The organism is Sinisalibacter aestuarii (assembly GCF_027923545.1).
In the GTDB taxonomy this organism is placed as follows: domain Bacteria; phylum Pseudomonadota; class Alphaproteobacteria; order Rhodobacterales; family Rhodobacteraceae; genus Sinisalibacter; species Sinisalibacter aestuarii.
Window position 1 is genome coordinate 97,960 of the sequence record NZ_BROH01000008.1, and the last position, 14,111, is coordinate 112,070.

Genomic DNA, 14,111 nt, shown 5'->3' on the forward strand with positions numbered 1-14,111 from the left:
CCTTCCGATCTCTGCTCGCTCCACACATAACCGCCTGCGGCGCCCGGCGCCAGCCATCGAGGCGACGCTGGACAAAATCCGGGACCCCTGCTATAGCGCCACTTCCTGCAAATTCTGCAACTCAAACTTAGAAAGGTGGTGACAACCACATGCAGGTTAGCGTTCGCGACAATAACGTCGATCAGGCCCTTCGGGCTCTGAAGAAGAAGCTGCAGCGTGAGGGCGTCTTCCGCGAAATGAAGCTTCGGCAACATTTCGAGAAGCCCTCCGTCAAGAAAGCGCGCGAAAAGGCCGAAGCCATCCGCCGTGCGCGGAAACTGGCTCGCAAGAAAGCCCAGCGCGAAGGCCTCCTCTGAGGCGTTGCGACGGAACGGGTCTCGGCCCGTGACAGCAATTCAGGCGGGGCGACCCGCCACGACGACCCCCGGCCTGTCCGGGGGTTTGTTGTTTTCAGGCGGTCAGATCCGGTGCGGCAGCAGCGCGACCGGCGCGTCTTCATCGCGGGCGAAGTCGAGCGGGGCGGTATCGGTGACCGCCGTGGAGCGCTTGAATTCATAGCGCATCAGCTCGCCATCCTCTTCCGTGGCCACGATCAGGCATTGGTAGAGATGGCGTGCGCCATCGTAGAGATCGACCAGCCCGCGCAGCTTGGGCGCGTTGTCGATATCGAGGGCAAAGCCGTTGTCGCGGTAGTCGATCACCGGGAACACTTCGCCCCCGACCGTCACCCGCATCCGGGCCTTGCGCTTGCGGTCGCGCTTGCGGGCCAGTTCCAGCCCCTCGCGCACCTCTTTTGGTAAAAACGTCATCATTCCCGTGCCTCCCCAGACCCTTAGAGGATGCAGCACGGCCCGATTCGGTCAAGCTAACCTTTTGTGAGGGCCTGCAAACCGGCTCAGGTGTTGTGTTCTTCCACCAGGTCGACGCCGACCACCGGGCGCAGAACGTGGGGCTTGGCCGGGTCGTAGAGCGCCGAATCGCGGAAATCGCGCACCGCGCCGAGGGCGGGGCCGATGAGGATGAGCGCGGTGCGGGTGATCTTCTCGGCCCGCACTTTGGCGCGGATGTCCGACAACGTGCCGCGGATCAGCATCTCGTCCGGCCAGCCAACGCGGTAGGCCACCACCACCGGGCAATCGGCGCCGTAATGCGGCGTGAGCACACGCTCGATCTCGCGCATGTTGCGCACGCCGAGATGGATCGCCAGCGTCGCCCCGGTGTGGGCGAAGTTCTCCAGCGTCTCGCCCTCGGGCATGGCGGTGGATTGCATCGAGACGCGGGTGAGCACGATGCTCTGGGCAATCTCGGGGATGGTCAGCTCCTGCCCCAGCGCGGCGGCGGCGGCGGCATAGGCGGGTACGCCGGGCACGATCTCATAGGCGATCCCGTCGGCGCGCAGGCGGCGGATCTGCTCGGCGATCGCGCCATAGAGGCTCGGATCGCCGGAATGGACGCGGGCCACGTCCTCGCCCCGGTCGCGGGCGGCGAGAATCTCGGCATGGGTGTCGTCCAGCGTCATCGCGGCGGTGTCTTTCACGATGGCGCCGTCCGGCGCGCCGGCCACTACTTCGGGTGGCACCAGGCTGCCGGCATAGAGGCAGACGGGGCATTGCGAGATGATCCGCTGCGCCTTGAGGGTGAGCAGTTCGGGGTCGCCGGGGCCGGCGCCGATGAAATAGACCTTCATGCCAGATCTCCGTCGATCTTGCGGGCATAGCCGCGCGGTGTGTACATGCGCGGCCCCTCGCCCAGATGGGCGAGCCGCGAATTGGATGAGCCGACGAGAACGACGGTGAGCATATCCACCTCGTCCACTTCCAGCTCCGACAGCATACGATAGCGTATGTTTTCCTCGGGCCGCCCAAGGCTGGTGGCCAGCAGCACCGGCGTATCGGCGGGGCGGTGGGCAAGCAGGATGTCGCGCGCCTCGGCCAGCAGGGTGCGGCGGCGCAGCGAGACGGGGTTGTAGAAGGCGATCACGAAGTCACCTTCGGCGGCGGCGTGCAGGCGGCGGACGATGTCTTCGCGCGGGGTCAGCAGGTCGGAAAGGGAGATGGCGCAGAAATCGTGACCAAGTGGCGCACCGGCCCGCGCGGCGGCGGCTTGCAGGGCCGAGACGCCGGGGGCGGAGACGACCTCGACCCGGCGGGCAGCATCGGACACGCCCATCTGGTCGGGCCCCCGATCCATCAGTTCGAACACCAGCGCGCCCATCGCGTAGATCCCGGCATCGCCCGAGGAGATCAGTGCTACGCGCTTGCCTTCGGCTGCTTTTTCAAGGGCATAGCGGCAGCGATCTTCCTCGCCGCCAAGCGGGAAATCACTGCGCGTCTTGCCTGCGGCGAGCGGGCCGAGCAGGTCGATATAGAGGCCATAGCCCACCAGTTCCTCGGCCTCGGCAATGAGCCGCGAGGCCTCCGGCGTGCGCCATGAGCTTTGGCCCGGGCCGATGCCGACGATGGCCAGGTGCCCCCGCGCGCGCCCGTTCAGCGATGTGATCGGGCCGGGGGCGCGGCCCAGCGCGCAGGTGGCGCTGGCGCTCTTGCGTTTCTCCACCGCGAGCACGGTGTTCTCGGCTGCCGCGAGTGCGGCGGCCTCGGCCACGCCATGGGTGCCGACCTCGGCAAAGACCACGTCGGAAGGGTTGGCGAGGCGCGGCGTTTGCGCTTCAAGTTCGGCGGCGGTGAACAGGATGAGCGGCACGCCCAGCTTGCGGGCCAGCGCGTTCATCGCCGGTTCATCGGCCTTGAGATCGAGCGTGGCGATTGCAGCAATGGCGCCGGGGGCGATATAGGCCTCGGTGAGCATGTCCGACACCAGCGCGTCAAGCTCCGCCGGATCGGCATTGCGCGCGCAGCCGACGCCCAGAACATACGCTTGCGGATGGTAGACCAGCCGGGTGGCGCTGCCTGCAAGCGGCGCGTCGGTCACCGCCAGTTCCACCGGGCCGGCATCGTCGGCGTCCAGCGCGAAGATGTTTTCGCCGGTCACGCACGGGCACGCGCCGGAAAGGAGGGCGGCCATCACCGGCTTGGCGTCGCCGGGGTTTTGCAGCCGGTAGCCCGGTGGCGGCTCGTCGAGCGCGACGCCAAGCGCCACGTCTCCGGCCGTGGTGACGGCGGCTTTTCCGTTGAGAACATTGGAGATTTCTCGCGCGAGACGGTTGGCGCCGCGATGGCCGCCAAGGAGCGGTACGACCACCGAGCCGTCATCGGCCACCGACAGCACCGGCGGCTCGCTGGTTTTGTCGGCGAGCAGCGGGGCCACGGCGCGGATCAGGATGCCGCTGGCGCAGACGCCGACCACCGGCACGCCCGCCGCAAAGAGATCGCGGATATGGGTCAGCGCGTTGGGGAAGACGGCATCGGCCTCAGCCACCCGGCCTTCGCGGCCATGAAGCGGCGCACCGAGGGCGGTGGCGATGCGGCGGGCCGTGGCTTCACCGGCGCGGTTCAGCGCGATTACGACGGGGGAGTGAGCCAAGGATCGGCACCTTTCGTGACGAGGATCATCGAGAAATAAGGGGCGGGGTCGGGCGCGTCGGAGAGCGGCAGGATACGCTCATCGGCCAGCGTCGCGCGCTCGACATAGGTGGCGCTGTCGGCCAGCCCAAGCGCGCCCAGCAGCGCGCGGATGCGGGCGAGATGGCGGCCGACCTTCAGAATGGCAAAGCTGTCTGCGCTTTCGATACGTTGGCGTATGGTATCGTCATCGAGCGGCGCGGGCACCGTTGTCAGTACATCGTTGCGCGCGGTGAGCGGTTGCCCGGCGCGGGCGGCGGCGGCGGAAACGGAAGTGACGCCGGGCACCACCTCGACCTCGTAACGCCCGGCCAGCCGCGCGTGCAGGTACATGAAGGAGCCGTAGAAGAACGGATCGCCCTCGCAGAGCACCACCACGTCCTGCCCCAGATCAAGCGCCTCGGCGATGCGCGCGGCACCCTGATCGTAGGCCGCCTGAGCCGGGCCACGGGCCGTGGTCATGGGGATCTCCATCACGATTTCATGCGTGTTTTCAGAGATATGAACCGCAGCGATCCGGCGCGCGAAGCTCTCGGTGCCGGGCAGGGCCGGGTAGGCGATGACCTTTGCCGCTTCGATGGCGCGGGCGGATCTGAGCGTGATCAGGTCCGGGGCGCCCGGCCCGAGGCCGACGCCGATGAGCTTGCCTGTCATCGCTTCACGAGGCTCCATTGGGTGACCGGCATGAAGGGCCGCCAGCCGGTGCGCGGGCCAACCGGCTCGGCGCGGCTCACCGCGAGCTGGACCAGATCGCCGCCATGTTTGCGGTGAAGGCCGAGCAGCACGGCCTGGCTTTCCAGCGTCACCGCATTGGCGACGAGCCGGCCCAGCGGCTTGAGGGCCGACCATGCGGCATCGTATGTTTCTTCCGACAGCCCGCCGCCGATGAACACCGCGTCGGGCGCTTCGAGCCCGTCGAGCACCTGCGGCACCAGCCCGTCGACCAGTTCCAGCCGGGGCACGCCGAGGGCCAGCGCATTGGCGGCGGCGAGGGCGCGGCGGTCGGCGCGCGGCTCGATGCCGATGGCGCGGGCATAGCGCGCCGACCGCATCCATTCGACCGCGACAGAGCCGCAGCCGGTGCCGATATCCCACAGCAGGGCGCCGCGCATCGGCATCAGCTTGGCGATGGTGACGGCGCGCACCTCGCGCTTGGTCATCGTGCCATCGTGCTGGAACAACTCGTCCGCCAGCCCCGGCACGCGCGGCAGCAGCGCGGCATCGGGGGCGGCGATGCATTCGACGGCGAGCGTGTTGAAGGGCGGCACGTCATGCTGCCATTCCTTGGCAAGCCCTTCGAATCGTTCTTCTTTATCGCCTCCCATATTGGCGAAGACGCTCATCCGGCTGGCGCCGAAGCCGCGCTCGGTGAGGAAGCGGGCGATCTGGGCCGGGGTCTCTTCGCCGGTGGTGAGGATCAGGAGCCGCGCATCGGGCTGGATGAAGGCGATCATCTGCTCGACCGGGCGGCCATGCACGGTGAGCGTTTCGACATCGGCCATCGACCAGCCCATCCGCGCGGCGGCGAGCTGGAAGGCCGAAAGCTGCGGGTGATAGGTGATCTCGGCGGGGTCGATCGCCTGGCCGATCTTGGCGCCGACCGAGAACCAGAGCGGATCGCCGGTGGCGAGCACCACCACCCGCTGGCCGCGCAATCCGGCGAGCGTGCCGATCAGCGCATCGAAAGGCGAGGGCCAGGCGATGCGCCGGGCATCGAGACCATCCGTAAGCGTATGGTGCCGCGCGCCGCCAAGGATCACCTCGGCCGCCTCGACCACCGCGCGGGTGGCCGGGGTGAGGCCGGAAAGCCCGTCTTCGCCGATGCCGACGATATGCAGCCAGGGGGTCATGGGCGGGCCAGCTCCTTCATCATGCGCCGATCTCGGGCAATCCGGCGGCGAGCGCGTTCACCGCCGCCGAGGCCATGGCCGAACCGCCGCGCCGCCCGCGCAGGGCAACGAAATCGCAGCCGCGCGGATCGCGGGCCAGTTCGGCCTTGCTTTCCGCCGCGCCCACGAAGCCGACCGGAAAGCCGAGGATGATCGCCGGTTTCGGCGCGCCGGCGTCGATCAGTTCGAGCAGGTGGAAGAGCGCGGTGGGCGCGTTGCCGATGGCCACCACGGCGCCTGCCAGCCGGTCGCCCCAAAGCTCGACCGCTGCCGCTGAGCGGGTATTGGCGATGGCTTTGGCGCGGGCGGGAACGGTGGGATCGTTCAGCGTGACGATCACCTCGTTGCCCGCCGGCAGGTAACGGCGGATGATGCCCGCGCCGACCATCTCGCAATCGGCCAGCACCGGCGCGCCCGCCGCCAGCGCGCTGCGCCCGGCCTCATAGGCGCCGGGGGAAAAGGCGAGCCGGTCGGCGATCTCGACCATGCCCGAGGCGTGGATGAGCCGTGTCGCCACCGCGTCAAGCCCCGGCGGGAAGCGGTCGAGCCGGGCTTCCTTCCGCACCGTGGCGAAGCTCTGGGCATAGATCGCCGCCGGGTCACGCTCGTAGCCGAGCAGCCGTTTGGGGGGGCCGCCGGTCATGTCCGGCGCGCCGATTCCGGCCCGTGCGGATGCTTCGCATGGGGGTATTCCGGGTGGTGGTGATCGTGGTCGTGATGGTGGTGGTGATGCCCGTGGTGGTGGTGATGCCCGTGGTCGTGATCATGCCCGTGGTCATGATCGTGATGGTGGTGGTGGCCCAGATCGAGCCGGCATTCGCCGGTGCAGAAGGTATCGCAGAGCGGGCAATCGGCCACGTTGGAGCCGGGAGCGGAGGCGCCCTGGCCCTCGACATGGTGATGGTGGCTCTCCTGCACCGCGCCCACCTCGGCCTCGAAGCCGAGCACCTGACTGCGGTATTTGCACATCACGCAGACCGGCGGCGGCACCTCGCCGAATGCCGGGTGCCCGGCGCGCTCTTCGGCGCTGATCCGCCGGGCCTCGCCATTGGCCAGCGCCAGAACCTGCGTGCGGTAGGGGCAGATCGCGCAATTGGGCGGCGGCACCTCGGCAAGCTGCTCCTTCACCCGGTCGGCAAAGGTTTCGAGCACCTTGGGGTGGTCGTTGAGATAGCCCGCCTTGACGAACTGGATCCCGGGATGGGCCGCCGCCACCTTGTCGGTGAACCCGTAGATCCGGTCGATCAGGATGCCGGTGAAGAGGAAATAGGGAAAGACGACGATGCGCTTGTAGCCGAGCTTCGCCGCATGGGTGAGCGCCGGTTCGACCAGCGGGAAGGTGACGCCGGAATAGCCCACTTCGAGCCAGCCGAAGCCCATCCCCTCCTGCAACAGCCGCGCCACCTTGGCGACGTTGGCATTGGCGTCCGGGTCCGACGCGCCGCGCCCGATCACCACCAGGCAGGTCTCGGTCAGCGGCACCTCGCCATGGCGCGAATTGGCGGCCGAAACCGCCTCGCGCACCCGGTCGCCGGCGGCGGCGATCATCTTCGGGTCCACCCCCAGATCGCGGCCATAGCTCACCTCGATGCCATGTTCGGCGGCATAGGCGTTGAGCACGGTGGGAATGTCGTTCTTCGTATGCATCGCGGCGAAGAGCATCCCCGGCACGGCGACGATCCTGTCCACCCCCGCCTCGCGCAGATTGTCGAGCCCGACGCGGATCACCGGGTTGGCGAATTCCAGATAGCCGTAATCGGTAATCCAGTCTTCGGGGAAATAGGCGGGCAGCTTTTCTGCCAGCACCTTGAATTCATCCACGGCTGCCGTGCTGCGGGAGCCGTGCCCGCAGATCATCACACCTATTTTCGTCATGTACTCAGGCTTCCTGAAGCTCGTCTTCGTCCGCCTCTTCGGCGTCGGTGTCTCTGGCCTTGTCGGCGGTGGGCCTGCCCTTGAGCGCGCCCCAGACCGCCACGCCGATGGCCACCCCGATGGCGACGCCGGCAATGAGATGATCGTGCCCGGCCACCTCGATCAGATGGCCCGGATGGGCAAAGGCCAGCCCCGGCAGGAGCATGAGCATCAGGGTGAGAAGGGCTCGCATGGCACATCCTTTCTGAGCGTCCGACCGGGCGCAGAGAGGCTGTGGCTTTGCCGACGATCGCTTGGCAAGACCCCCTGATTGGGTCGATCCCGCCGCCGCGCACCTCTCCGGCCCTCTGGGCATCGTCTGCCCCCGGTATAGGCGAGGCGGCGGCGATGCTCAACGCTTCAAACGGCATATTGGCGCGGCTGAGCGACGCGGCCCTGTGCGTCAGCGCACGAGACTTGCGCTGCCATGCCGGTTTTGCACAAAAGGGGGAAGGGCTATGTCGGACGGCGAAAGGAGATCACATGGGACAACTCGTCAATGGCATCTGGGAAGACAGCTGGTACGATACGCGCAAGAGCGGTGGCCGCTTCGTGCGCAGCACACAGACCTTCCGCAACTGGATTACCCCCGACGGCAGCGCCGGCCCCAGCGGCAGCGGCGGCTTTGCGGCGGAGAGCGGGCGGTATCACCTCTACGTCTCCTATGCCTGCCCCTGGGCGCACCGCACGCTGATCTTCCGGGCGCTGAAAGGGCTGACCGACCATATCACCATTTCGGTCGTGCATCCCGACATGCTGTCGGATGGCTGGACCTTCGATGACAGCTTCGCCGGCGCGACGGGCGATACGCTGATGGGCCACCGCTTTCTGCGTGAGGTCTATCTTGCCGCCGACAGCCAGATGACGGGCCGGGTGACCGTGCCGGTGCTGTGGGACAAGCAGACCGGCGCCATCGTCTCGAACGAGAGCGCCGAGATCATCCGCATGTTCAATACCGCCTTCGACGGGATCACCGGCAACAGCGACGATTACTGGCCCGAACCGCTGCGCGACGAGATCGAGGCGGTGAATGCGCGGGTTTACTCCGATGTGAACAACGGTGTGTACAAGGCCGGCTTTGCCACCACGCAAAACGCTTATGACGAGGCGGCGGGCGAGCTTTTTTCGGCGCTCGACTGGCTGGAGCGCCGGCTTGCCGACAACCGCTATCTGCTCGGCGACCGGGTGACCGAGGCCGACTGGCGGCTGTTCCCGACGCTGGCGCGGTTCGACGCGGTGTATCACGGCCACTTCAAGTGCAACCGGCGGCGGCTGGTGGATTATCCCAATCTCTGGGCCTATACCCGCGAGCTTTACCAATGGCCCGGCGTTGCGGCGACGGTGCGGCCCGACCATTACATCCGCCATTATCACTACAGCCACGAGACGATTAACCCCTACCGGATCATCCCGATCGGCCCGGTGATCGACTGGAGCGAGCCGCACGGGCGAGGGTGACGAAGCATCCCGGACCGGGCGATCCGCTGCGGCATGAGCCGGGCGATGGCCTTTACCTTTTGTGAAGATGTGAACGGATGGTGAACCCGTTCCGGTGGCTAAGTCATTGTTTTGGCTTGGGATATCTTGGCGGTCTGACTTCAGGATTCTAGCGTTCTAGAATCCTGGTGCTGGTTGGGTCCGGACCCGGAGCCGGACCCGGAGCCGGCACCGGGCAGGGCCAAAGCCGGATGGATTGGGTTGCGCTCGGCGCGTGGAAGCGGCCCGGCCTCCTGTAGCCGCGACGGGTCAGGCCGGGGTGGCGGTTGCGTCCATGCAGAGCTGCCCGTCCGCGCCGCGCACCCAGAGCGCCGTGCCGTCGCGGCAGAGCGCGATCTCGTCGTTCACGATGGCGGGCGCGGTGGCGCGGTAGCGGAACCCGGCGAGCGGGCCCAGATCGCGCGCGGCTTTCAGCAGCAGTTCCTGCGCCAGAAGCGGCCCGTGCACGAGCAGGCCGGGATAGCCCTCCTGACCCGTTGCGAAGCCCGGATCGTAGTGGATGCGGTGGGCATTGTAGGTGAGCGCCGAGTAGCGAAACAGGTCGACCTCGCTGAAGCGGCGGGCCTCGGCGCTGGCATCCTCGGGCGCTTGCGTCACGCGGGGCGGCGGCGCGTCGGGCGCGCGCTCTTCGAGATAGACCACCTCCTGCCATTCGGTCACCTTCACCGTGCCGGCCTGCGCGATCTCGTGGCGCAGGGTGACGAAGCCGAGCCGGCCCGAGCGGCCCGCCTTCTCGGCCCGGCTCTCGACCACCGAAGTTTTCGTGGCTACCTCGCCCGCCAGAAGCGGGGCGTGAAAGGCCAGCTTTCCGCCCGCCCACATCCGGCGCGGCAGGCCGAGATCGGGGATCAGCCCGGTGCCCAGCCGCGCATGTCCGTCTTCGGCCAGCGCATCGGGCGTGGTCGCCTCCCAGAAATAGATCTGGTGGAAGAAGGGCGGCAGCGCATCGCCGGGCGCGAAGCGGCGGCGATCGTCGAGCATGGCGGCAAGCGCGTTGGCACGGGCCGGGTCCATCACATCCTGCGCGCTCACGATTCGAGCACTCCGCGCAGCTTGCGCATGAGGATGCCGAGGAACTTCTCGGCGCCCGCATCGGTCAGCCGCCCGCTCTCGTCAAACGCCTTGTCGCAGCCGGCGAGAAACACTTCCGGCCCATAAACCAGGTTGGCGCGGAACGGCATCATGCACAGGATCAGCGAATGCATCGCCCGCTCGCCGCCCGCGCGCCCGTCGGCGGCGGCCATCAGCACCACCGGCTTGTCCTTCCACGGGTTGCCCTTCACCCGGCTTACCCAGTCGAGCGCGTTCTTGAGCACGCCGGAGAGGTTCTTGTTGTATTCCGGGGTCGAGATCATCACCGCATCCGCCGCGGCGATCTGTTCGGCGAGCCGCGCCACCTCCGGCGGGATGCCTTCGGCGTTCTGCAGATCCTCGTCGAACAGTGGAAAGCGGATATCGGCCTCGACATACTCGGCCTCGCCGAAGGTGCGCACCGCCTCGCGCAGAAGCCGACGGTTGCAGGCGTCTTGCCGCAGCGAGCCCGAAATGCCAAGCAGGGTGAACGTAGACATGACGCCTCCATATTCTTGCGTCCGAATGTATTGGGCGGGGCGCGGGGCGCAAGGTGAAAGGGCGGACGATGCGGCATGGCGGGCAGATCCTCGCGGATGCGCTGGCGATCCAGGGTGTGAAGCGGGTGTTTTCCGTGCCGGGCGAGAGCTTTCTCGCCGCGCTCGACGGGCTCTACCGGAGCGGGATCGAAAACGTGGTTTGCCGGCAGGAGGGGGGCGCGGCGATGATGGCCGAGGCCAATGGCAAGCTGACCAATGCGCCGGGCGTGCTCTTCGTCACCCGCGGCCCGGGGGCGACCAACGCGTCGGCGGGCATCCACGTCGCCATGCACGATTCGACGCCGATGGTCGTGTTCATCGGCCAGATCGCGCGGGGCCACCGTGACCGGGCGGCGTTTCAGGAGGTCGACTACAAGGCGTTCCTCGGCGATATCGCCAAGGCGGTGTTCGAGGTGGGTGAGACCGCGCGGCTGCCCGAATACGTCTCGCGCGCCTTTCACACCGCCATGTCGGGCCGGCCCGGCCCGGTGGTGCTGGCGCTGCCGGAAGACATGCTCTCTGAGACCGCCGATGTGCCCGATCTGCCCGCCATCGCGCCCGCTCCGGCGGCGGTGGCGCCGGCGCAGGTCGAGGCGGTGATGGCGGCGCTGGCGGCGGCGAAAGCGCCGCTGGTGGTGGCGGGCGGGGCGCTCTGGACGGCTGAGGCCAGCGCCGATCTTGCCCGCTTCGCCGAGGCGCAGGGGCTGCCGGTTGCCGTGAGTTTCCGGCGGCAGGATTACCTGGACAACCGCAACCAGCATTACGTGGGCGATCTTTCGGTCGGGATGCGCCCCGATCTGAAGGCGGCGCTGGCGGAGGCCGATCTGCTCTTGCTGCTCGGCACCCGTTTCGGCGATGTCGCCTCGGGCGGCTATGCGATCGACCCCGGTGCGCCCGGCACACGTATCGTCCACGTCCATCCCGACCCGGACGAGCTGGGCCGCGTGTTCCGCCCCGATCCGGGCATTGTCGCCTCCGCGCCGGCGATGCTTGCGGCTTTGGCCGAGCAGAACGGGCCGGGCCGGGAGGAGTGGGGGCCGTGGCGCAGCCGGCTGCGTGCGGGCTATGAGGCCTGGCTGGAGCCTGTCGAAACCCCCGGTGCGGTGAAGCTCGAAAGGGTGGTGGCGGAGCTGGGCCGTTTGCTGCCGGACGGTGCCACGCTGGCCAATGGCGCGGGCAATTACAACATGTGGCTGCACCGCTATCACCGGTTCACCCGGCCCAAATCCTATCTCGGCGCCACCTCCGGCAGCATGGGCTACGGCTTTCCCGCCGCCATTGCCGCGGCGCTGGAAACCGGCAGGCTCGCCGTGGCCTGGGAGGGCGATGGCTGCTTCCAGATGACGCTGAACGAGATGTCCACCGCTGTGCAGCATGGCGCGCAGGTGGTGGTGATCGTCGCCAATAACGGCCGCTACGGCACGATCCGGATGCATCAGGAGCGCGCCTATCCCGGCCGGGTTTCGGGCACGGACCTTGCCAATCCCGACTTCGCCGCGCTGGCGCGGGCCTATGGCGGCCATGGCGAGGTGGTGGTGCGCGATGAAGATTTCGCGCCGGCCTTCGGGCGGGCCGTGGCCTCGGGCGGGCTGGCGGTGATCGAATTGCGGCTCGATCCGGAGGCGCTGACCACGACGCAGACGCTGAGCGAGGTGCGGGGGGATTAGGGGGCTGTCCGCCCCCTCTTGGCCTGCGGCCAATTCACCCCCGAAGGTATTTGGCGAACAGAGAAGGGGCTGGTTGTTCAGTCCCGGCATCTGGTGGATCGGATTTAGGATGGATCGATCTGGTTCTGATGTCCGGATTTTGCAGATGTATTCGTAAGTCGCCAGCCCGCTGAGTGTCTTCAGCCGACCTGCGAAGTTGTAAGCATCCAGGAAGTCACCGAGATGTCGGCGCAACTGATCGCGGCTGTCGTCGTGACAGCGTTTCAGCGATGCGTCTTTGATCGTGCGGCTCATCCACTCGACCTGGCTATTGCTCCACGGATGATTGGACTTGGTCAGGCGATGTTCAATCCCGTTGGCTTCGCAGATCAGATCAAACCGCATCTTGCGGAACGTGATGCTGCCGCGGTTCCGAGGCTGCTCCGCGACCTGGATGCCGTTATCCGTCAGGATCGTATGGATCTTGTAGGGCACCGCTTCCAGAAGGTGCTCGAGGAACTACCAAGCTGTCTTCCGATTGGCCTTCGCGACCAGTTGGGCCACGGCGAACTTGCTGGGTCGGTCAATGGCCACAAAGAGACAGAGCTTGTCTTCTTCTGTCCTGACCTCGGCGATATCGATGTGGAAATCGCCGATAGGGGAGCGTTCGAACTTCTGGCACTTGGGTTTGTCGCCTGCGACGTCTGGCAAACGGGATATCCCATGCCGTTGAAGACAGCGGTGCAATGAAGATCGCGTCAGATGAGGGATCGTCGGTTGCAGGGCGTAAAGACAGTCGTCCAGCGGTAGCAATGTGTGCCGTCGGAACACAACGATCATGGCTTCCTCTTCTTCGCTGAGAACGGTTGAACGCGGCTTCCGAGGCCCGGTCTTGCGATCCTCGACGGTCTGTCGCTCGTGCCCCCTGGCCACCGGTTTGGGGCTGATCCCCAGCTCACGGCTCAGCTCCGCGATCGAAGCTTGCGATCACTGTATGTGCGGCCTGACTGCGTACGTGGTCGAGGCGCTGCCGGGACGAATTTGTCCCACAGGGCTTCCTCCCATTCCAACGATAGGAGCGCACCATCTAACCATGGGATCAAACGGCTAGGCCCGTCTTCCCTCGCGCCATGCCATAAGCAGCCCGCCGGTGAGGATGATGCCGGCACCGGCGAAAGAGAGCGCATCGGGCACGGCCCTGAACATGCCGAAATCGTAGAGCGTCGCAAAGATCAGCGTGGCGTAGGAAAACGGCATCACGAAGCTCGCATCGGCCCGGCGCAGGGCCTGGATATAGAGCGATTGCGCCGTCGCCATCATCAGCCCGAGCGCGGCGAGGATGGCCCATTGTTCCGGGCTGGGCCATTGCCAGACGAACAGCGCCGCGATGGTGGCGATCACCACGCCAAGGCTGTTGTTGATCAATAGAATCTGGAATGGCTTTTCGCGCCCGGTGAGCGCCTTCAGGATGACGATCTCGGTGCCCATAACCGCCGCCGCGCCGAGCGCGATCAGCGCGCCGGGCTCGAAGGTGCCGGGGCCGGGGCGGATCAGCACCAATGCACCGGCAAATGCGATAGCCGCCGCCAGCCAGCGCCAGGGGCCGACCTTTTCGTGCAGGAACAGGATGGCAAGCAGCATGGCGAAGACCGGGTTGGTGAAGGTGATCGCCGTCGCGTCGGAGAGCGGGATGAACTGCACGGCGGCGAACATCCCCGTCACCCCGGCCCAGCCTGCCAGCGTGCGGGCAAGATGCACCTTCATGTCCGGCCGGGTGAAGCGCGGGCGCAGCACGGCCGCCGCACTCCAGAAGCCGAGGAAGGCGAAGAGGAAGCGCCCCTGGCTGATCTGCAGCGGATGCAGCCCGGCTTCGCCCGCGCCGGCCATCTTGGCAAGCAACGTGGTGCCCGCGATGAAGGCGGTGGCGGCAAGCATGAAGGCCACGGCAACAAGGGGGTGCGATTTATCCATCTCGCCGGGTTACGCGCAAAGCCCGGGCGTGGAAAGGGGATAGACTTGGCCGGCCAAAAGCCC

The 14,111-nt window shown here is 67.1% G+C and carries 14 protein-coding genes and 1 pseudogene; 3 read left to right on the forward strand and 12 right to left on the reverse strand.

The features are described 5' to 3' along the window. Positions 1–149: 149 nt before the first annotated feature. Positions 150–356, forward strand: coding sequence for a 30S ribosomal protein S21 (rpsU, locus tag QMG28_RS13755; RefSeq protein ID WP_043744533.1), 207 nt, complete (start codon positions 150–152; stop codon positions 354–356). A gap of 102 nt (positions 357–458) precedes the next feature. Here the strand turns inward: rpsU and QMG28_RS13760 are convergent, their stop codons facing one another. The 8 genes from QMG28_RS13760 to QMG28_RS13795 form a co-directional block, all read right to left on the reverse strand. Then, on the reverse strand, positions 459–812 hold the full coding sequence (locus QMG28_RS13760) for a hypothetical protein (RefSeq protein ID WP_281842892.1): 354 nt from the start codon (positions 810–812) through the stop codon (positions 459–461). Between the two features lie 83 nt (positions 813–895). Continuing rightward, a complete protein-coding gene (gene cobM / locus QMG28_RS13765; RefSeq protein ID WP_281842893.1) occupies positions 896–1,687 on the reverse strand; it encodes a precorrin-4 C(11)-methyltransferase in 792 nt (263 codons plus the stop codon). Further along, positions 1,684–3,483, reverse strand: a complete 1,800-nt coding sequence (gene cobJ / locus QMG28_RS13770) for a precorrin-3B C(17)-methyltransferase (protein ID WP_281842894.1) — start codon at positions 3,481–3,483, stop codon at positions 1,684–1,686. Before cobJ ends, cobM begins: the two co-directional genes overlap by 4 nt. Beyond that, positions 3,462–4,175, reverse strand: a complete 714-nt coding sequence (gene cobI / locus QMG28_RS13775; RefSeq protein WP_281842895.1) for a precorrin-2 C(20)-methyltransferase — start codon at positions 4,173–4,175, stop codon at positions 3,462–3,464. Before cobI ends, cobJ begins: the two co-directional genes overlap by 22 nt. Continuing rightward, entirely contained in the window at positions 4,172–5,371 is a 1,200-nt protein-coding gene (cbiE, locus tag QMG28_RS13780; RefSeq protein ID WP_281842896.1) for a precorrin-6y C5,15-methyltransferase (decarboxylating) subunit CbiE, read from the reverse strand. Before cbiE ends, cobI begins: the two co-directional genes overlap by 4 nt. Positions 5,372–5,390: 19 nt before the next feature. Beyond that, complete coding sequence (locus tag QMG28_RS13785; RefSeq protein WP_281842897.1) at positions 5,391–6,053, reverse strand: precorrin-8X methylmutase; 663 nt, start codon at positions 6,051–6,053, stop codon at positions 5,391–5,393. Beyond that, the gene (locus QMG28_RS13790; protein WP_281842898.1) at positions 6,050–7,285 is read right to left on the reverse strand and encodes a sirohydrochlorin chelatase; all 1,236 of its coding nucleotides are present in this window, start codon (positions 7,283–7,285) and stop codon (positions 6,050–6,052) included. The genes QMG28_RS13785 and QMG28_RS13790 overlap by 4 nt, the downstream gene beginning before the upstream one ends. A gap of 4 nt (positions 7,286–7,289) precedes the next feature. Continuing rightward, positions 7,290–7,517 (reverse strand): DUF6732 family protein, encoded by a 228-nt coding sequence (locus QMG28_RS13795; protein ID WP_281842899.1) that lies wholly within the window; start codon positions 7,515–7,517, stop codon positions 7,290–7,292. 290 nt (positions 7,518–7,807) lie between these two features. Between QMG28_RS13795 and QMG28_RS13800 the strand changes: the two genes are divergently transcribed. Next, positions 7,808–8,782: a glutathione S-transferase family protein gene (locus tag QMG28_RS13800; protein WP_281842900.1), complete on the forward strand. Its 975-nt coding sequence runs from the start codon at positions 7,808–7,810 to the stop codon at positions 8,780–8,782. A gap of 288 nt (positions 8,783–9,070) precedes the next feature. On the opposite strand, the gene QMG28_RS13805 is transcribed toward QMG28_RS13800, so the two are convergent. Both QMG28_RS13805 and QMG28_RS13810 read right to left on the reverse strand, forming a co-directional pair. Next, positions 9,071–9,853 carry an HTD2 family dehydratase gene (locus QMG28_RS13805; protein WP_281842901.1) on the reverse strand — a complete coding sequence of 261 codons (783 nt, stop codon included), beginning with the start codon at positions 9,851–9,853 and terminating at the stop codon, positions 9,071–9,073. After that, positions 9,850–10,392, reverse strand: a complete 543-nt coding sequence (locus tag QMG28_RS13810; protein ID WP_281842902.1) for an NADPH-dependent FMN reductase — start codon at positions 10,390–10,392, stop codon at positions 9,850–9,852. Before QMG28_RS13810 ends, QMG28_RS13805 begins: the two co-directional genes overlap by 4 nt. A gap of 68 nt (positions 10,393–10,460) precedes the next feature. Here QMG28_RS13810 and QMG28_RS13815 point away from each other — a divergent pair, with 68 nt between their 5' ends. Beyond that, positions 10,461–12,098: a thiamine pyrophosphate-dependent enzyme gene (locus QMG28_RS13815; RefSeq protein WP_281842982.1), complete on the forward strand. Its 1,638-nt coding sequence runs from the start codon at positions 10,461–10,463 to the stop codon at positions 12,096–12,098. Between the two features lie 75 nt (positions 12,099–12,173). On the opposite strand, the pseudogene QMG28_RS13820 reads toward QMG28_RS13815, so the two are convergent. After that, positions 12,174–13,127, reverse strand: a pseudogene (locus QMG28_RS13820) (DDE-type integrase/transposase/recombinase); the annotation flags it as partial. 57 nt (positions 13,128–13,184) lie between these two features. Further along, complete coding sequence (locus QMG28_RS13825; RefSeq protein WP_281842903.1) at positions 13,185–14,048, reverse strand: DMT family transporter; 864 nt, start codon at positions 14,046–14,048, stop codon at positions 13,185–13,187. Positions 14,049–14,111 lie beyond the last annotated feature (63 nt).

Excerpts from the sequence above, each read along its gene's own strand:
- cobI (WP_281842895.1), bottom strand. The coding sequence starts at position 4,175 with ATGACAGGCAAGCTCATCGGCGTCGGCCTCGGGCCGGGCGCCCCGGAC.
- QMG28_RS13800 (WP_281842900.1), top strand. The coding sequence starts at position 7,808 with ATGGGACAACTCGTCAATGGCATCTGGGAAGACAGCTGGTACGATACG.
- cobM (WP_281842893.1), bottom strand. The coding sequence starts at position 1,687 with ATGAAGGTCTATTTCATCGGCGCCGGCCCCGGCGACCCCGAACTGCTC.
- rpsU (WP_043744533.1), top strand. The coding sequence starts at position 150 with ATGCAGGTTAGCGTTCGCGACAATAACGTCGATCAGGCCCTTCGGGCT.
- QMG28_RS13790 (WP_281842898.1), bottom strand. The coding sequence starts at position 7,285 with ATGACGAAAATAGGTGTGATGATCTGCGGGCACGGCTCCCGCAGCACG.
- QMG28_RS13825 (WP_281842903.1), bottom strand. The coding sequence starts at position 14,048 with ATGGATAAATCGCACCCCCTTGTTGCCGTGGCCTTCATGCTTGCCGCC.
- QMG28_RS13810 (WP_281842902.1), bottom strand. The coding sequence starts at position 10,392 with ATGTCTACGTTCACCCTGCTTGGCATTTCGGGCTCGCTGCGGCAAGAC.
- QMG28_RS13760 (WP_281842892.1), bottom strand. The coding sequence starts at position 812 with ATGATGACGTTTTTACCAAAAGAGGTGCGCGAGGGGCTGGAACTGGCC.
- QMG28_RS13785 (WP_281842897.1), bottom strand. The coding sequence starts at position 6,053 with ATGACCGGCGGCCCCCCCAAACGGCTGCTCGGCTACGAGCGTGACCCG.
- QMG28_RS13815 (WP_281842982.1), top strand. The coding sequence starts at position 10,461 with ATGCGGCATGGCGGGCAGATCCTCGCGGATGCGCTGGCGATCCAGGGT.
- cbiE (WP_281842896.1), bottom strand. The coding sequence starts at position 5,371 with ATGACCCCCTGGCTGCATATCGTCGGCATCGGCGAAGACGGGCTTTCC.
- QMG28_RS13795 (WP_281842899.1), bottom strand. The coding sequence starts at position 7,517 with ATGCGAGCCCTTCTCACCCTGATGCTCATGCTCCTGCCGGGGCTGGCC.